A 16,182-nucleotide genomic window follows, 5' to 3' on the forward strand; every position below is an offset into this window, starting at 1 on the left:
TTGAAAAGCGACTGGGTGTTTTTCGACAATGCAGGCGGATCGCAGACCGTTCAGGGGGCCATCGACAAGATCACTGAATTCCTGACTCACCGCGATGTGCAGATTGGCGGAACCTACGATGTCTCACTCGCGGCGGCTGATGCGTTAATGCAGGGCCGACAGGCCATTCAGACCATGGTCAACGCCACCCGCCCCGAAGAAATCGTTTTTGGTCACTCCACAACAGCGCTGGTGCAGATTCTCGCCAACGCAATGCGCAGTCAGTTTTCACCGGGCGACGAGATCATCATTTCGATTGCCGACCACGAATCCAACATTGGTCCATGGGACCGGCTACGCGAATACGGAGTGGTGATAAAGTTCTGGCCCGTCGATCGCGAATCCTATGCGCTGTGGCTTGACGATCTGGACGCGCTGATGACCAAGCGCACCAAATTGGTCTGTGTGCATCACGTTTCCAACATTCTGGGTCAGGTGAACCCCATTGCCGACTTTGCAAGGTTTGTGCATGAACGTGGTGCCAAGATCTGTGTTGACGCCGTGGCCTATGCCCCGCACCGAGCGATTGACGTACAGGCATGGGATGTCGATTACTACTTGTTCAGCCTTTACAAATGCTATGGGCCGCATGTGGCGGTGATGTATGGCAAATATGATCTGTTGGAGGAACTGGACGGCCAGTACCACTATTTTTATGGCAAAGATAAAGTGCCCGGGAAACTTGAGCCGGGAAACCCCAACTATGAGCTGGCATTCAGCGCAGTCGGAATCGTCGACTATCTAGCGTCGCTTGGCGAACATATGGGCGGCACAGGGTCCAAACGCAAAAAGTTGGAGACGGCCTTCGACGTAATTGCGAAGCACGAGGATATGCTGACCGAACGATTTCTTTCCTACTTGAACGGGCGCAACGATGTCCGTGTGATTGGTGCCACTCAAAACCAAGGGTCAAACCGGGTACCAACGATTGCGTTCAAAATTGACGGACAGGATTCAGGCGAGTTTACAGAATCGATGGACAAGTTTGGCATCGCGATCCGCTTTGGCGATTTTCACACTCGTCGTCTAGTTGAGGAATTGGGCGAAAATGATGACAATGGGGTCATCCGCGTCTCGATGGTGCATTACAACACGATTGAACAGGTTGACCGCCTTTGTGGGGCGATGACAGAAATCACCAGCAACAACATTGCACGCTGAGCGCGTTGATTAAGTCGTTATATGCGGTGGCTCAAACCTAGGTGCCCGATTTCTATTCAACGCGAACTACGATCGCGCCCTGCCCTTCGGACACCTGTCTGACGTCAGCACCTGTGGGATAGATTTGAGGATTTAGACAACGGAGGATTTCTGGTTCATCTTATCGATTAGGAGATCTAGATGACGAAGAAGCCCGCAACATCGAAAGACGCAACTGACAAGCTGGTCAAAAACATCCGCCGCAAGACACGTGAGACCTTTTCGGCTGAGGAGATTACGAGGTGAGGAAAGCATCTCGGCGCTGTGTCGCCGCGAGGGCATCTCTGAGAGCCTGTATACACCTGGTCAAAGGATTTCCTTTGAGGCGGGGCATTTCAGAAGGAAACTTCATGCCGCACCCCTAGCCAATGACAGATGCGCAAATAACTTGGCAATGCCATTGAAACGCTTTGGCGGGCGAAGGGATTGATAAGGATCAAACCCGGCCTGCAAAATTATGATCTCACGCAAAAGCGCAAATGTGGGCTGCAAGTATCGTACGCGGACTTGCAATGATGTCCTTTTGTTAATCGGCAACCACATTCTTGGCGGGATGCGAGTATGACGACTCCGATAGAACCTAAAGTCAGCGGTTTTACGGCCCCAGAGTTTGATATTGTCAGATTGGCTTTTGAGCAGAATTTCACCGACCGCAATGAATTGGGTGGGGCCTGTTGCGTCTATTTGGACGGCGACAAGGTCGTCGACCTCTGGGGAGGCGTCCGCGACGCGGCAACCGGGGCAAGCTGGGAAGAGAATACCATGGTCATCGTCTTCTCGCTGACCAAGGGCATGTCCGCCATGACTCTGGCACTCGCACATTCACGTGGGTGGCTGGATTACGACGCACGCGTTGCCGACTACTGGCCCGAATTTGCGCAAAACGGCAAGGCTGCCATCACTGTACGACAACTGCTGGCGCATCAGGCGGGTCTGCACGCCTTTCACGCAAGGATCGACCGAGCGCTTATCTCCGATCCGGATCAGCTTGCGGCAGTTCTTGCCGAGGAAACACCAAAATGGCCACCCGGCTCACGAAATGCATATCACTTTTTGTCCTTGGGGTTTTATGAAAGCGAGTTGCTACGACGTGTCGACCCAACGCATCGCACGCTGGGTCATTTCTTTCAGGATGAAATCGCGACACCCCTCAACCTCGACTTCTACATCTGCGTTCCAGAAGACATCCCGAACGACCGGCTCGCGGTTCTCAGGCAAGACGGACTCATCAAGTCGATCCTCGGCTATCCGGTTTCTATGGTCAGCGCCATGTTGAACCCCTGGTCTGATGCCTTTCGGGCCTGCATCGTCAACCCCGGATCGGGAATAGTGATGGACGAGGCCCGAATATATGCCCGCGGGCTCGAGGTTCCCTCAGGCGGCGGGGTTGGCACGGCCCGTGCCATCGCCAAGGCATACGGTGTGTTCGCGAAGGATGGTGCTGACCTCGGGTTGCGATCAGACACATTAGCTGCACTACGAGCGCCCGCAGTTCCGCCGTCGAAAGGGTTCTTTGACGAGGTGCTGCGCGATGAAGCGCACTACTCACTTGGCTTCATGAAACCGTTCGAGGGCTTTTCATTCGGTCACCCTGAGGCGTTTGGGACCCCCGGCGCGGGCGGATCGCTGGGCTACGCCGATCCTGCGATCGGACTGGGGTACGGCTATGTGACCAACCGGATCGGTTCGGGAGTCGAACCCGATCCGCGCGATATTGCCCTCAGAAGAGCGATTTCATCCGTCGTTGGCTGATCTGCTGCCGGGGCTCGCTACCCTGCCGTCTGACACAGGTCAATTTGCCGAGCTGTGAAACCGTTAGGAAATAACCTGGTGGCTTACCATCCCCGCATTACAATAAAGGATCCCTACATTTGGACAAAATCATATCAAAGCACATCCAGACCGATAAGGCACAAGTGCCCGTGCGAATGCCTGCGATGACCAATGCCAAACCGAGGCACAAGCATCAAAACATGGATCGTGCCATCCGGGCAGCGGTTGCGCGGGTGACCGGGGGTATTTCGCCCCATTCTGCAAGCGAAGCCTGGAGCGACTGGGCCTTGCATCTGAGCCGTTCCCCGGGGCGTCAATTGGAACTTGCCGAGCGGGCGCAATCCAACATGCTCAAAACGCTGCGATATTCAACCAGCGCGCTTTTGGGTAAGGAAAGCCCCGCCCCCTTTGCGCCGAAAGACTATGATCACCGCTTTGCTGATCTGTCCTGGAAAAAAGCACCATTTAACATCTGGCAGCAAAGCTTCCTTGCGGTGCAGGACTGGTGGGATCAGGCAACGGACAACATGCGTGGTCTTCACAAACAGGATGCTGATCGCACCCGTTTTCAGATGCGCCAATTGCTGGACCTCGTTGCGCCCTCAAACCTGCCTTGGATGAACCCCGAAATCCTTGCTGAAACAGTAAGGACTGGCGGCAAGAACCTCGTTGATGGAGCCTCTCATTTTGCTGAGGATATGATCCAAACCCTCACTCAGACCCACAAGCCCGCACCCGACGGATACAAAATCGGCATCGATCTGGCCTGCACGCCCGGAGAGGTGGTGTTTCGAAACGAACTGTTCGAACTGATTCAATATGCACCTCAAACAGATAAGGTGCAGGCAGAGCCCGTCTTGTTCATTCCAGCATGGATTATGAAATACTACATTCTTGATCTTTCACTGCACAATTCGATGATCAATTACCTCGTGCAAAAGGGGTTTACCGTCTTCATGATCTCCTGGTGCAACCCGACCGCAGATCAGGCGGAATTGTCGCTTGAGGATTATCGATTAAGCGGTGTCCTGGCAGCATTGGACGCCATCAACGCAATTGCTCCAGACCGGAAAATACATGCCAACGGGTATTGCCTTGGAGGTACTCTGTTGGCCATCACAGCCGCCACGATGGCGCGAGACGGGGATGACAGGCTTGCATCAGTGACATTGATGGCCGCTCAGGTGGATTTTGCCGAAGCAGGCGAGTTACTTTTGTTTGTTGATGAAAGTCAGGTCGCTTTCGTTGAAGATATGATGTGGGATCAGGGGTTCCTTGACCGTCCCCAAATGGCCCGGACGTTTTCTGCCATTCGTGCGGAAGACTTGATCTACACCCGCGCTGTTAACCGGTACTTCCTTGGCAAAGATGATTTGCCGACAGATATCGGCGTTTGGAACGGCGACACGACCCGCATGCCTGCACGGATGCACTCGGAGTACCTGCGCGGTCTGTTTCTGGAGAACCGTTTGACAGCCGGGCGTTTCGCGGTCGAAGGTCGGGTCATTGCACTAAAAGACATCTCTGTCCCGATGTTTGTGATTGCAACTGAGACCGATCACATTGCGCCCTGGCGGTCGGTCTACAAAACCAAACTTTTCACGGATTGCGATCTGACATTTGTGCTGACGAAGGGCGGGCACAATGGCGGGATACTGAGCGAACCCGGCCACGCAGGTCGTGATTTCAGGATCGGGCATCGGGCTGCTGGAGCATTTTATGAAGGGCCTGACCACTGGCTTGCCGGGCAAACAACCGTCATGGGGTCTTGGTGGCCTGACTATGCAAACTGGCTGAGCAACAACAGCAGCGATCAGATCTCTCCACCTTCGATCGGTAACCCTTTAAGTGGATACCCTCCGCTTTGTGCGGCACCCGGAACTTATGTTCATCAGACATAGACTTCGTTAGACTGAAGCTATCTTTTTCTTTCCTGTTTGATGACGCCAACCGGAAAATGCCTTGGCAATCTGCCCGAGGACCAGCGGAACCAAGCTCATGCCGACGACCAGCACCCACGTATCTGTCGAAAGACCTTCAAGATCCAGCGCCTCTGCGGCTACGGGTAAGAAGAGGGCCAATAGCAGCAAACAGATGCTTACTGACAAAGCCACCCATACGAATCTGTTTCGCGTTATTTCGTTAAGGAACATTCCCGATCGCGGGTCGCGCATATTGAATACATGCCAAAGTTGGGCGAACGCCAGGGTGAAAAAAGAGACCGTTACGGCCTCTTCCGGTGTCAAAATGAGGTATGTTCGCGCCAGAATAAACGCGCCAAGCGTTGCACCTGAAATGACCAGGCTTTGTAGAACGATTGCGGTCCAGATCGAACCAGTCACAATGGGTTTAGCCGGATCGCGTGGCGGACGTTCAAGGATTCTTTCACTCCCCTCGCCAGCACCCAGTGCGAATGCCGGAAAAACATCCGTCACGAGATTGAGAAACAAAATCTGCAATGGCATCAACGGCAAAGGAAGACCAACCAGAATTGCCAACCCGACGACCAGAACCTCACTCAGATTGCAGGAAAGCAGGTAAGTCACAAACCGCTGGATATTTCGGAAGATCACCCTTCCTTCTCGGATGGCCGCAACAATCGAGCTGAATGCATCATCACGCAAAACCATTGCTGCCGCTTCGCGTGCAACCTGCGTGCCGCGCAGACCCATAGCGACACCGATATCGGCCTGTTTGAGCGCGGGCGCGTCATTGACCCCATCACCAGTCATGGCGACAATCTGGCCGTCTCTTTGGAACGCCGCGACCAATTCGAGCTTCTGGGCCGGGCTCACACGGGCAAAGACGTCAGCTTTCTGCATCTCTGCCAGCTCAGTCGTCGACATATGCGGAACTGGTCGCAGATTCCGGCCTTCCATAACTGTTGGCTCGCCATCGGTCAGGCCGACGGCAATTGCTATGTTCTTGGCAGTCACCACATGATCGCCCGTCAGCATAACCACCCGAATTCCAGCTGATCGACATTGCGCGATAGAGTCCCGCACATCGTCCCGCGGTGGGTCATAGAGGCCAAGAAGTCCAAGGAAGGTCAGCTCCGAATACTCTGCAGTCTCTGGTTTGTTCAGCCTGCGCATTGCGACTGCCAGAACGCGCATGCCACGCTCTGCCATCTGATCTGTACGGGATTTCCAGAATGCGCGTTTTGCCGCAGTCAACTCGGGTTGCATCCCACCCGAGTCGAAGCTTGTGCTGCAAGCACCAAGCACCTGCTCCGGAGCCCCTTTGACCCACAGGATGTATTCGTCGTCCGCAATGTGAACGGTCCCCATTAGCTTCGTCGTTGAATCAAAGGCTATTTCACGGACACGCGGAAAACGTTTTACCAACTGCAATCTATCCAACCCCTCTGCATTGCCAGCGGTGAGTAGAGCCTGCTCAAGCGGGTCGCCTACATGTTTGTCATCCTTTGTGCTCAATTCGGCATTGTTACAAAGCAGACCGGCAGTCAGAATTTCGTTCAGACATGTCTTGCTTTCAATTTCCTCGGCGGATGAACTTCGCCGAAACCGTTGGGTCGTGTCCGAGATCGCGTAAATGACATCTCCGCAGTCGATCTCCTGAAGTTGCATGCTGTTTTCAGTAAGTGTTCCGGTTTTGTCGGTCAAAATGATGGTCGTCGCACCAAGCGTTTCTACCGCCGACAACCGTTCGATAAGGGCGTTGTGCTTGGCCATGCGCCACATCCCGCGCGCCAGCGCCATGGTTGCCACGACTGGCAATCCTTCGGGGATCGCAGCAACCGCAAGCGCAATCGATGCCTCGATCATGAGCAATACGTCACCGCCTTGAAGCACACCAAGTGCACCCAGGATTGCAACAATCACCAAGGTGAACTTGATCAGTTGACCGCTGAGCATTTGAAGCTGATTTTCGAGTGGGGAATGTTCGGGTGCTGCTTCTTCCACCAGCTTTGAGATCATGCCCAGTTCCGTACTCAACCCGGTGGCCACCACGATACCAACGGCGCTTCCGCGGGTGATGGCCGTGCCCTTGAAGGCCATGCACGGCCTGTCGCCGATTGCAACGTCCGCGGGCACCGCTTCGGTGTGTTTATCGACGGCTACGGACTCGCCAGTCAGCGCGGATTCGTCAGCGGATAGATTAGAGCTTTCGACCAATCTGAGGTCGGCCGTCACGATGTCGCCGCCTTCCAGAATGACAACGTCGCCAGGCACCAGTTGCTCTGCGGGCAACAAGGACGTCCGACCGTTCCGGCGCACGCGGGTCGTCAGGTTGCCGAGTTGCCGCAAAGTCTCCATCGATCGGGCTGCTCGCAATTCCGTGATGAAGCCGATCGCGCCGTTAATAAGCAGGACCAGACCGATGGCTATGCCCTCTTTCCACTCTCCAAAAGCGAAAGCGACGGCCGCTGCGACGAGCAACAGCAGAACCACCGGGCTTTCAAACTGGTGCCAGAGCAATCTTGCCAAGCTGACCGGGCGGCGGGCAGCAAGGCGATTGGGCCCAAACTTCATTAGTCTTGCCTCGACTTCCGCCGCCGACAAACCGTCGTCAGGGCTGGTATTGAGAGTAGACACAACCTCTTGCGGACTGGCAGCGTGCGGCGCATCTCCAAACGCAACTGGACGGCTAGTTCGCTCCCGAGTTTGGTGCATTTGATATCCTTGAAGGCAAAGAGCGCCCATCAGTGCGCGTATCGGATCTGTCGGAGTATTGATGCCATTATGCCCCACAACGCGATTGATACGTATCAATAGGGGTTTGTTGCATTAATCTGTCTTCGGTTGGATATTTGAGGCGCGTTTAACCCGAGGCGGCTCTTCATGCAGCAAAGTCCGTTCTAACATCATGGATTCCCGCCAGATGTGATCCTGTGTGCAGTTCGTTGGTATTGCCGCTTTGCTCTTTCATGCCGGGACGTCCGAGATCTTTTGGCAGAGCGGGGCATCGAAGTTGATGCGTCCACGCTCCATCGCTGGGTCCCCAATTTTGGTCCCCAGATCGCGAAACGATCGTTCAATCATCGATCCTGGCGTGGCTTGAATTGGCATGTCGATGAAACACACATTAGGGTTGGTGGTAAATGGCGCTACCTTTGGCGCGCTGTTGATCAACGCGGTCAGCTGGTTGATTTCCCGCTCACATCTCGGCGAGATGTCAAGGCAGCAAGGCCTTTTCTTAAGCAAGCCTGCGTGAATGCCCGATTGTATCAGCCTCGCTCGATCACCATTGCCAAGGCCCACAGCTATGCGCGTGTAATCGGCGAGATGAACCGCTTTTGAGCGTCCCGGCGAAGGCATTCTGCATATCAACCGAAAGTGGGGAAAAAATCGTATCGAGAGCGATCATGCCGCCCTAAAGAAGCGGATCACCCCGATGCGCGGCTTCAAATCACTTTCCTCAGCCAAAGCAACGCTACGCGGTATCGAAGCAATCAGGACTATCAAGCATGGCCATGTCCACGGTAAGGCAGCTGGCATTGCAGGCGAAATCCGTTTCGTTGAAAGCCTATTTGGCTTGTCTGCCTGACAGAAGGAAGCCTTAAGTAGATAACACAAATCAGTCAAATTTATGCATCAGACCCATTAGACGTGCAGAATTCCCGCACAGTCCCGCAGGTCCTTCCGCTTTAGATAGGGCCGGGTTGGCATGCCATATCCGGACATGTCGCAATCGCGACCAGCTCCCACATGTGCAAGCTCGGGGAACAGGAAAACCAATTCGCGCCACGCCGCGCGGTCAAGTGACCTTAGGGCGACCGGGCCGGGATAGAAGGACTCTGTGGGGGCACCTTCTGCATAGATAAGTTCATGCTGATCGAACATGATGTGGATATATGTGACATGTTCGCAGCGCTTGTCGATGCGGGCATACTGCCCGCCAAAGGTTTCCACAGCATGTTTTGCGCGGATAAGGTTTTCGGTGCCGGCATGCTCCAATAACAACCCATGCTGCGGCGAAACGCGCATCATTCGCCTGTTGCTAAATGCATCTTTGCGCACCACCACCGGCCTTAGATTTGGATTGAGGGCAAGGTCTATCTGCGTGAGCGTGCGCTTGCCCACCCAGCGGACCGGTTGAAGCCCGTTGTCCACGGTCATCACCATGTCGCCCGGACGGATGTCTTCCACAGGCAGTTCACCCGCTTCGGCAGCGATCAGAGTGCCCGGCGTGAAACAGGGAATGCCAACTGCGTTCAGCTCAGCACCGCTGTCCACCTGATCCGGCGTGATCCCAATCAGAGTGACGCTTTCACCGTTCGGAAAGGTCAGGATCGCGTCGCCGGTGCCATCGCCGTTGGTATCGGTGACCGTCACATCCCAGGCCCTGACCGGGTTGCCGGTCGCGTCAGTCAGCGAAGAGACATCGAACTGGTCATATCCGGTGAAAGTGCCGTCACCATTGTCCGTTGGTGCCACGAAATCATGCACGGTGTCGCTGCCGTCGCCATCGCTCAGCGCGACCGTGTCGGCCACACCGTCGCCAGCACCAAGATGAAGCTCATCATCGCCAGTTCCGCCAGTCAGCGTATCGCTGCCGGCATCGCCGAAAATCGTGTCATTGCCATCGCCACCTAGCACGGTGTCATCGCCGTCACCGGCGATGATGGAATCGTCTCCTGCTCCGCCGTCGATCAGATCGGCCGACGTGTCGGTATCGCCGGGCAGCGCATAATCGCCATCCATGCGATTCGCTGTGATATTGGTATAGTTCGTCGCAACGCTGTTCAGCGATACCGATTCAATCGGTTTGCTTGTCAGCAAGATGTGATCGGCGTTGTTGCTGATCTCTGGCACCATAAAGACGCTGCCGTCTATGGTTTGGATGACAACGGCTGTAATCGGGCCGCTGGTACCGTCGGTGAATGTGACAGTCGCATTATAGACCAGGCCAACATCTATTTCATGTACGACGCCGTTGATCGTGATGGTTTCAGGGGTATCAAGATCCCCAATGTTGATGCGCGAATTGCCATCGGTGTCGTTGGCCGTTGCGTCTTGGATATGGGTGTAAAGTTCGTCCCCCGGGCTGCCATAGCTCCCTACAAGCAGGTTCGGATTCTCAGTTGTTGTGTTGCCGTCGATTGTATCGACCTCGGGCGCGGTTCCGAGGTAAAACACCGAATAGTTCAGGCCTGTGGTGTTGGTGCCCCCTGTAGATGTGGTGGGATCACTGCCGCCAAAGATCGTATCGTTTCCCGCGCCGCCAAGGATTGTGTCGCTGCCGTTACCGCCATAGATCAGGTCGTCATTGGTGCCGGCCGCATTATCGCTGGCATCGACTTTGTCACCGTCCGGATCGCCGGTGTATGTTGCGTCGATCAGGTCACTGCCCGACGTGCCTTCGATGACATAATCGGGCAAGGTTGAATCGCGGAAATCGAGGTCATTGATAATTGGCGTCGCGCCAGAGCCATCGGCCGCAGTGTCACCATCCGTGTCAGCCAGCGTGAAATTGCCCGACCCGTCAAGATCCGCGTCATTCACATCCCAGCCGACGACGTCATCGACAACGTCAAGAATACCGTCCCCATCAGCGTCACCTGCGCCACCGGCGGCGACAGAGGCAGCAGCCGCATCAATGACGGCCTGCGAGACACCGTGCCCCGCTTCATCCAGATCGCTGACGCCGTCATTGTCGCTGTCGCTGTCGATGAAATCTGCTGTGCCATCTCCGTCCGTATCGACCGGGGTCAGCCCGCTGGTCGCTTCATAAGCGTTATCCAACCCGTCACCGTCACTGTCGACGCCCGTTGGTGCAATGTATCCTGCGGTCGTCTGAGCCTCGACATTATCGCTGATGCCGTCATTGTCGCTGTCAAGGTCGAGGTGATCGGCAATGCCGTCTCCGTCGCTGTCGAGGGTCGTGACCGTGGGCTGAACCGAGAATGTTTCCGTTACCGAAGCGCCGAAATTCGGGTTTGCGCCGGAGCTGATGACCACTGTGCCGTCGACAGCGATCGTATAGCTCGCCGCATTGGAGCCAGAGATACCGTCGCCATAATCATCCAGAACAGTAAATGTGTAATCACCCATTTGGGTGATGCTGACGTTGGTAATCTCGACCGCGTCTGACGTCGTCGTGTCACTGGCGATCAGCGCGCCATCAGGCGCGCGCAGTTCCCAGCGGGTATTGTCCGTCGTCGCCCACTCGTCGCCATCAAAGGTGATGGTGATCGTGCTTGGCGTCGAGGTGCCAAAGCCTTCATCGGAGTCGAGGATGCCATCATTGTCATCGTCGATGTCGCTTGAATCCAGAACCCCGTCACCGTCAGTGTCGAGCGTGTCCGGGATGGTGAATGAAAAATCGCCGAGCCCCGAACCACCAGTAGCCGACGCATCCGGCCCGTTGTCGTAGACCATTTGGATCTGAGATATCTGTCCGGGAAGCGACACGGTCACATTGTTGATGATTCCGCCCTCAGCCTCGACCGTGACCGAACCATCGCCGTTGATATAGACCAATTCGTCCTGAATGCCGGAAAGGCCCGCGATAACAGCGTTCGGGTCCAGCAGCGTGCCGTTCTCGTCATAGGCATAGATCGTCCACATGTCGTCGTTGGACGCACCAGAGTTCACATGCTGGAGATCGAAGGTCAGGTTTTCGACAGGTTGCGAAAACTGGTAGTCGGCCGAGATTGCGGTGCTGACGCCAAAAGCCCCGAATTCCGAAGCGCCTGTACCACCGGCGGTGCCATCCCACGATCCGACAAATGTAGCAATGATCGTGGTGCTGTTGCCACCTTCAGAAATAACCGTATTGCCATTGGCCGCAGTGCCGCCCGGACCGGTTAGCCAAATTGCATTGTCAAGAATTGCCATTACTGCTCAGCGCCCATTCTGCTTTTGACCTTAGCCCCGGCACCGACCCTTAAGATCCGGTGCGAAATTTCAACGCTATGGACCATTTACAAAACCAGATAAGTTAACCGAAACACTGCACTACTTTGCGCTGCTTTCAGACCGATTTTAGAATAAATCATGAAATATTTGTGGCAAAAGTCACAAAACGCGGCGTGCATTATTTCGAAATAATCATGAATTTCGAGATTTTGCTATTATTTCCAAACTTTTCGATCTATCACCCCAGTGACCGCCTTCCGGATGATCACCGCATGTCCCAAGACAACGACATCTATGAAACGCTGCACTATGGGCTGATCACCAACAGATACGCCCATGGGACAAAGTTGCGCGCCGAACAGCTGCGCGTCGATCTTGGGTGTTCTGCCAGCACAGTGCGCGAGGTTCTGTTTCGTCTTTCCACGGTTGGCCTTGTCTCTTTTCAGGAACAGCGTGGCTTCCGGGTGCCGGACCGGTCAGCCCCGCTTTTGGCGGAACTCACCCATCTGCGTGTTCTGCTTGAAGCTGAAGGGGCGATACTGTCCATGCAACTTGGCGGGGTCGCCTGGGAGGCGCGCCTGACAGCAGCACATCATCAGCTCAGCCATATCGAAAGCCGCATCCACGCCAGCAAGGACCCATCAGATCTGGTTGATCTGTGGACCCGCGCGGAATGGGAATTTCACGAAACTCTGATCTCTGCCTGCGGTTCTGACACGCTGAAATCCATGCATGCGCAGGTCTATGCGCGGTTCAGGCAACAGGTCATGCTTGCAGACCTCAGCTTTGAATTCATCACCGACAACATCCGCCATCATCAACAGATATTGGAGGCTGCTTTGTCAGGGAATGCCGCCGCAACACGGCGGAAAATCGCGGACCATCTGGCCCGCCATGCGAAAGGGGCGACAGTGGCATGACGTCAGGACGATTAAGCGGAAAACGCGTTTTGGTGACGGCTGCGGGGCAGGGCATTGGCCGTGCAAGCGCGTTGGCCATGGCCGCCGAAGGGGCACAGGTTTTCGCCACGGATGTCAACATGGATGCGCTCAGCACACTGGAAGGGGTCGACACCTTTGCCCTTGATGTCTGCTGTGATGACAGCGTGGCGCAAGGCATGGCCCGCGCAGACCCGGATGTGCTTTTTAACTGCGCCGGATTTGTGCATCACGGCACCGTTCTTGATGCGACGGACGCCGATTGGGACTTTGCCCTTGATCTGAACCTGCGCTCCATGCTGCGCACCATCCGGGCGGCATTGCCCGGCATGCTGCACCGTGGCACAGGGTCAATCATCAACATGTCATCCGCCGCATCATCCATCATTGGTGCACCCAACAGGTTCATCTATGGCACCACCAAAGCGGCGGTGATCGGGCTGACCAAATCGGTGGCGGTTGATTACGTCGACAAAGGCATCAGGTGCAACTGCATCTGCCCCGGCACGGTTGACTCACCAAGCTGGCACGACCGGGTTGACGCCTTGAGCAAAGAGTTGGGCAGCAAGGACGCTGCCCTTAAAAAATTTGTGGAACGTCAGCCGATGGGCCGCGTCGCCTCAGCAGAAGAAATCGCAGCGCTGGTCGTTTATCTTGCCAGCGACGAAAGCGCCTTTACCACTGGGCACCCACATATCATTGACGGAGGTTGGTCAGGCCAATGAACGACAAGAGCACATCCAGAAAACGGATCCAGATCGAAGACCTGCGTTCGCGCAAATGGTTCATGAACCCCGATAACCCCGAAATGACCGCACTCTATCTTGAGCGTTATCTGAACTATGGGTTAACGCGGGGCGAACTGCAGTCGGGCAAGCCGATCATTGGCATCGCCCAGACCGGCAGCGACCTGTCCCCCTGCAACCGTCATCACCTTGAACTGACCAAGCGCGTGCGTGACGGCATTATCGCGGCGGGCGGCACCTGTATCGAGGTGCCTGTGCATCCCATTCAGGAAACCGGTAAACGCCCCACTGCGATGCTGGACCGAAACCTTGCCTATCTGTCATTGGTTGAGACATTGTTTGGCTATCCGCTCGATGGTGTCGTGCTGAACATCGGCTGTGACAAGACGACCCCGGCCCTCTTGATGGCCGCCGCAACAGTAAATATTCCCGCCATCGCCCTGTCGGTTGGTCCGATGCTGAACGGTTGGTTCCGTGGCGAACGTACCGGGTCCGGCACCATCGTCTGGAAAGCCCGCGAAATGCTGGCTGCGGGCGAAATTGACGACGACGGGTTTATGGAACTGGTCGCATCCTCGGCGCCTTCGGTTGGCTATTGCAACACCATGGGCACCGCAACCACGATGAATTCGCTCGCCGAGGCCCTGGGCATGCAATTGCCCGGCTCTGCGGCAATTCCCGCCCCTTACCGTGAACGTGGGCAGATCAGCTATGAAACCGGCAAACGCATTGTCGATATGGTGTGGGAGGACCTGCGCCCCACCGACATCATGACCCAGGAAGCGTTTGAAAATGCCATCGTGATCAACTCTGCGATCGGCGGGTCCACCAATGCCCCGATCCACCTCAATGGCATTGCCCGGCACCTTGGTGTGCCGCTTGATAATGATGACTGGCAAAAGATAGGCCATGACGTGCCGCTGCTGGTGAACCTGCAGCCTGCCGGCGAATATCTGGGCGAAGATTACCAACACGCAGGCGGCGTGCCTGCGGTCGTGGGCGAATTGATCGCCGCCGGATTGCTGCCGCATCCGGGTGCCATGACGGCAAACGGCCAGACCATGGGCGACAATTGCGCCGATAAACGATCCGAGGATACCAAGGTGATCAAACCGGTTTCCGACCCGCTGAAAACGCAGGCCGGGTTCATCAACCTCACTGGCAACCTCTTTGACAGCGCGATCATGAAAACCTCTGTCATTTCGCCCAACTTCCATCAAACGTATCTATCGAACCCCGATGACCCCAACGCCTTTGAAGGGCGCGCAATTGTGTTTGACGGCCCCGAAGATTTTCATCACCGCATCGATGATCCTGCTGAAAAGATCGACGCGAAGTGCATTTTGTTCATGCGGGGCGCGGGGCCAAAGGGATATCCCGGCGGTGCCGAGGTGGTGAACATGCGCCCACCCGCGTATCTCTTGAAACAGGGGGTCGAGGCGCTGCCCTGCGTTGGGGACGGACGGCAATCCGGCACCTCAGGCAGCCCTTCAATCCTGAATGCGTCACCTGAGGCGGCGGATGGCGGCGGGCTGGCGCTTTTGCAAACCGGCGACATGGTGCGTATTGATCTGAACACCTGTACCGCTGACATGCTTGTGCCGCTTGATGAACTCGCGACCCGCGCCCGTGATCTGGCAGCCGCTGGTGGCTATGGCGTTCCAGACAACCAATCGCCCTGGCAGATGCTGTTTCGCGAAAAGGTCGGGCGGTTTGATCAGGGGATGACCCTTGAAGGTGCCGACCAATTCCAGGACATTGCACGCAAACACATGCCGCGTGACAATCACTGAACTGCAAAAAGGAAAGCCCGGATGAAACTTGTACGTTTTGGAGAAATGGGCGCGGAAAAGCCCGGACTGATGGACGGCGATACTCTGCGAGATCTGTCCGGACATCTGGATGACATCACCGGCACGACATTGAATGACGCCACGCTAAAACGCCTTCGCGCGATTGATCCTGCAACATTGCCCGCGGTCTCTGGCAATCCCCGCATCGGGGCTTGTGTTGGCAACATCGGCAAATTCCTGTGCATTGGACTGAACTATTCCGATCATGCCGCTGAAATGGGGATGGAAATTCCCAAACATCCTATTCTGTTCATCAAAGCGAACTCCGCCATTGTCGGTCCCAATGACGATGTGGTCATCCCGCGTGGCGCAACCCAGGCCGATTGGGAGGTTGAATTGGGGGTCGTGATCGGTGCCACCGCAAAATACGTCAGCGCCGTAAATGCGCTGGATTATGTGGCGGGATATTGTGTGATCAATGACGTCACCGAACGTCATTTTCAGGCCCATCTGAGCGGGCAATGGACCAAGGGCAAATCCTGCGACACCTTTGGCCCTACAGGCCCCTGGCTTGTTACCCGCGATGAAATCCCCGACCCACAAAACCTGGCCATGTCATTGGATGTAAACGGCAAACGGATGCAGACCGGAAACACCGCAACGATGATTTTCAGCGTTGCGGAAATCATCGAACACCTCAGCGGGCTGATGACCCTACATCCCGGTGACGTGATCAGCACGGGCACTCCGCCGGGTATTGGCAACGGTATGAAGCCGGAGCCGGTTTTCCTGAACGTCGGTGACGTGATGGAACTTTCGATTGAGGGGCTGGGCCAGCAGCGGCAAAAGGTCAGACAAGACGCCTGAA

At 55.6% G+C, this 16,182-nt stretch carries 9 protein-coding genes and 1 pseudogene; 8 read left to right on the top strand and 2 right to left on the bottom strand.

Annotation, left to right across the window (positions count from 1 at the left end; genetic code table 11):
* The 3 genes from ACEWL3_RS16710 to ACEWL3_RS16720 all read left to right on the top strand — a co-directional run.
* Positions 1-1,200 (top strand): cysteine desulfurase-like protein (locus tag ACEWL3_RS16710; protein ID WP_435001223.1); only part of this gene is annotated, 1,200 nt, incomplete at its 5' end.
* Positions 1,201-1,800: 600 nt separating this feature from the next.
* Positions 1,801-2,991 carry a serine hydrolase domain-containing protein gene (locus tag ACEWL3_RS16715; protein ID WP_386184621.1) on the top strand — a complete coding sequence of 397 codons (1,191 nt, stop codon included), beginning with the start codon at positions 1,801-1,803 and terminating at the stop codon, positions 2,989-2,991.
* 221 nt (positions 2,992-3,212) lie between these two features.
* A complete protein-coding gene (locus ACEWL3_RS16720; RefSeq protein WP_386184619.1) occupies positions 3,213-4,913 on the top strand; it encodes a PHA/PHB synthase family protein in 1,701 nt (566 codons plus the stop codon).
* Between the two features lie 6 nt (positions 4,914-4,919).
* Here the strand turns inward: ACEWL3_RS16720 and ACEWL3_RS16725 are convergent, their stop codons facing one another.
* A complete protein-coding gene (locus ACEWL3_RS16725) occupies positions 4,920-7,679 on the bottom strand; it encodes a cation-translocating P-type ATPase (protein ID WP_435001242.1) in 2,760 nt (919 codons plus the stop codon).
* Positions 7,680-7,859: 180 nt separating this feature from the next.
* Here ACEWL3_RS16725 and ACEWL3_RS16730 point away from each other — a divergent pair.
* Positions 7,860-8,523, top strand: a pseudogene (locus tag ACEWL3_RS16730) (IS6 family transposase).
* Between the two features lie 56 nt (positions 8,524-8,579).
* Here ACEWL3_RS16730 and ACEWL3_RS16735 read toward each other — a convergent pair.
* Positions 8,580-11,816, bottom strand: a complete 3,237-nt coding sequence (locus ACEWL3_RS16735) for a Hint domain-containing protein (protein ID WP_435001226.1) — start codon at positions 11,814-11,816, stop codon at positions 8,580-8,582.
* 170 nt (positions 11,817-11,986) lie between these two features.
* On the opposite strand from ACEWL3_RS16735, the gene ACEWL3_RS16740 reads away from it, so the two are divergent.
* The 4 genes from ACEWL3_RS16740 to ACEWL3_RS16755 are packed head-to-tail and all read left to right on the top strand — an operon-like array spanning position 11,987 to position 16,181.
* Positions 11,987-12,757 carry a GntR family transcriptional regulator gene (locus tag ACEWL3_RS16740; protein WP_386184720.1) on the top strand — a complete coding sequence of 257 codons (771 nt, stop codon included), beginning with the start codon at positions 11,987-11,989 and terminating at the stop codon, positions 12,755-12,757.
* Positions 12,754-13,500 carry an SDR family oxidoreductase gene (locus ACEWL3_RS16745; protein ID WP_386184718.1) on the top strand — a complete coding sequence of 249 codons (747 nt, stop codon included), beginning with the start codon at positions 12,754-12,756 and terminating at the stop codon, positions 13,498-13,500. The genes ACEWL3_RS16740 and ACEWL3_RS16745 overlap by 4 nt, the downstream gene beginning before the upstream one ends.
* The gene (locus ACEWL3_RS16750; RefSeq protein WP_386184716.1) at positions 13,497-15,314 is read left to right on the top strand and encodes an IlvD/Edd family dehydratase; all 1,818 of its coding nucleotides are present in this window, start codon (positions 13,497-13,499) and stop codon (positions 15,312-15,314) included. The genes ACEWL3_RS16745 and ACEWL3_RS16750 overlap by 4 nt, the downstream gene beginning before the upstream one ends.
* A 21-nt stretch (positions 15,315-15,335) precedes the next feature.
* Positions 15,336-16,181: a fumarylacetoacetate hydrolase family protein gene (locus ACEWL3_RS16755; protein ID WP_386184714.1), complete on the top strand. Its 846-nt coding sequence runs from the start codon at positions 15,336-15,338 to the stop codon at positions 16,179-16,181.
* Position 16,182: the final 1 nt, after the last annotated feature.

Source organism: Sulfitobacter sediminivivens, from assembly GCF_042611115.2.
In the GTDB taxonomy this organism is placed as follows: domain Bacteria; phylum Pseudomonadota; class Alphaproteobacteria; order Rhodobacterales; family Rhodobacteraceae; genus Sulfitobacter; species Sulfitobacter sediminivivens.